We start from the raw sequence: 2,838 nt of genomic DNA on the forward strand, positions 1-2,838 counted from the left end.
GTTGGAAGGAAGTGAGCTAAAGTTCACTCAATCCTGTTTCTAGTCATGAAAATGACTCCTGCAGCCCACATCGGAAGACAAATTGTCACTCCTCATAATAAATGGGCTGAATTAGAGAATGAAAAGGGTAGTAACCCGGTTAAATTAAAGAAAAAGATTATTACAAATAATCTCAAAAGCAACAAAGAATGTTGTTTCCAGTCAAAGAATATTCCTTTTAAGGACAGTCTTAGTCCTTTAGAGATTGAAGTTAAAAAGAGTTTAACTCTTGAGTCCACGACTCAGAATCTACCTCTCATAAACAGGAAAAAGGAAAGTCTTCTTACTCACTTATAAGAAAATCTATAGTTTAGAGACGAAGGGTCAAAAATTGACATTATTCTATAAATCATATAAAATTAAATTTCATGAAAAAACTTTTCTAGTCTTTCTAGAGGAAAAACAAGGGACACCCTTTAAAGGTGTGATTTTATCATATCTAAGAATCACAATAGACCTTAAAAAAACTAAATTTGATAAAATTCTAAAAATAGATCACATAGATGGGGCTATTTGAGGCACATTTACATTACATTTTGTAATGTTCACACACTCACACTTTTGTGTGTATTCCCTTGAATACAATACCACAGGTAAGCTTAAACTTACAATCCAGAGCGCCCTCTATACCCTGGATTACCCTGTTAGAACGCTCTGGATTCTGTGTTATTTTAGTTCTGACCTCTCTATTGCCCCTTGTCAGAACTTGATAGCTTGATAGTGTCTAATTATTTTATTTTAATGTCTAAATAATTAGTTGATGAGGAAGTTCTGACTCCCTTATTGCCCTCTGTCAGAACTTATCAGTTTGGTAGAGGGTTGGTAAGGAAGTTCTGACCCCTCTTCTGCCCTCTGTCAGAACTTGATAGCTTGAAAGGATCTAATTATTTTATTTATATGTTTAAATAATTAGTGGTTGAGGAAGTTCTGACTCCCCTAGTGCCCTTTGTCAGAACTTATCAGTTTGATAAAGTGTCATTATTTGATTATAGTTTAAATAATGAGATGATTAAGGAAGTTCTGACCTCTCTATTGCCCCTTGTCAGAACTTATAAGTTCCGAATAGGATCATTATTTGATTATGCTTTAAATAATGAGATGGTGAGGAAGTTCTGACTCCCCTTCTGCCCCTTGTCAGAACTTATCAGTTTGAATAGTACCGGTAAGGAAGTTCTGACCCCTCTTCTGCCCTCTGTCAGAACTTGTTAGTTTGATAGAGAGTATCATTATTTATTTATGTTTTAAATAATGAAGTGATTAAGGAAGTTCTGACCCCTCTTCTGCCCTTTGTCAGAACTTGTTAGTTTGAAAGGGTTGATTAAGGAAGTTCTGACTTCCCCTATATACCTTTTGTCAGAACTTATGATTTTGGTAGGAGTGTTTGGCTGTTACTGTGTATTATTTATGCTTATTTATATAATTAAGTATGTTATTAATCTACAAAGGGTCTGTATGTCTATGTTTATGCTATGTTATTATGTTATAAGTTTAATCTTCGTCTATATGAGTGAGTTCTATGTACTGAGTAATAATGGTCTGAGAACTCAGCCCATTAGCTTATTAACAGGGAGGGCCTCCCTGTAATAGAGGGGCTAGCCCCTCTATTATTTTATTTTGTTTTCCCCCCCTACCCCTTATTATATATTTAGTTACGCTTTGTTGTTATCTATATCTACTTCTATCTTCATTCTTCTTTCTTCATTCTTCTTTCTTCATTTCTATATTTCTCCCCCCCCTTTCCCCCCCCAAAAAGGAGTCAGAGACTCAACCTTTTGAGGGGTTTATTAGACTGATTTTCAAATCACGTCCATGAAGAATTTCCTTCTAAAGAAAATCTTCTTTTTAAAGACTTAAGCAAATTAGTAATTGCTTTTTCACTCTTTGCAATAGAGTAGTTTTTATAAACTAAAGCCCTTAAGGGCTTTAAACAATCAACTTTGTAATTGTTTCTACCCTTAATAGAATAAGAAATAAAAATAGGAAAATGAAAATTAGTAAAGAGAAAGAGCTTGAAGAAAAACACTCTCTTAAGCTGTCAAAACAGAAAGAAGAATTACCCCCTCTCGCTCTTTCAGAACCAAATCAGAAAGGACTTTCCTCGTCAGTATACAGAAAGCAAAAGAACAAACTGAAGAATAGAGTCAAAAGATTTGACTTCTTTAGAAGAAGTAATTTCTCCCTCTCTTTAAATCTTTCCTTTGGAAATATTATAAATGTAAACCTTAGTAAAACAGTTAAACCCCCAACAATCCCTAACAAGAACAAAGCCCCTGGCCAAATCGTCCTAGAATAAAGTAAAATAATGACCCCAGAAGCCGAGGTTGCAATAACTAACATTACTACTCCCTGAGGAGTAGCTCTTGCGGAGCTAAATAAAGTTACAAAAGAAAATATCACAAATTCTCTCATTTTCTAAGGGGCTACTTTTACTCTAATAGGTATAAATCTGTGCATTGCTCCACAAACTTCTGAGCATTGGCCAAAATACTCGCCAACTTGTTTAGGAATAAACCCTAATTGATTGATTCGGCCAGGAACGGCATCCACCTTTACACCAAAGGAAGGGACAGCTCAAGAATGAATCACATCAGCTCTTGTCACTAACAAGCGAGTTTCTGCCCCACAATAGGTCTTCATAGACCTATCGCAAGCGAGTAAGCGAGGGTCTGAGGAGAAAAGACTACTTTTTATGTAAGAGTCGAAATTTGACTCCCCATCAATTTCAGAATATTTTTCATAAGACCAATATCACTGATGTCCTACTACTTTAGACCTGATTTCAGGAAAGACCACTTCTTC

Annotated in this window: 1 protein-coding gene and 1 pseudogene; one reads left to right on the forward strand and one right to left on the reverse strand. The window is 35.3% G+C overall.

The genetic code is table 11. The annotated features are described in order from the left end of the window. Positions 1-2,023: 2,023 nt before the first annotated feature. Positions 2,024-2,332 carry a hypothetical protein gene (locus EPK97_RS21060; protein WP_162038584.1) on the forward strand — a complete coding sequence of 103 codons (309 nt, stop codon included), beginning with the start codon at positions 2,024-2,026 and terminating at the stop codon, positions 2,330-2,332. Between the two features lie 119 nt (positions 2,333-2,451). Here EPK97_RS21060 and EPK97_RS22675 read toward each other — a convergent pair. Continuing rightward, positions 2,452-2,775 (reverse strand): annotated as a pseudogene (locus tag EPK97_RS22675) (cytochrome c oxidase subunit II); the annotation flags it as partial. Between the last annotated feature and the right edge of the window lie 63 nt (positions 2,776-2,838).

Source organism: Chengkuizengella sediminis (assembly GCF_010078385.1).
Lineage (GTDB): Bacteria > Bacillota > Bacilli > Paenibacillales > KCTC-33759 > Chengkuizengella > Chengkuizengella sediminis.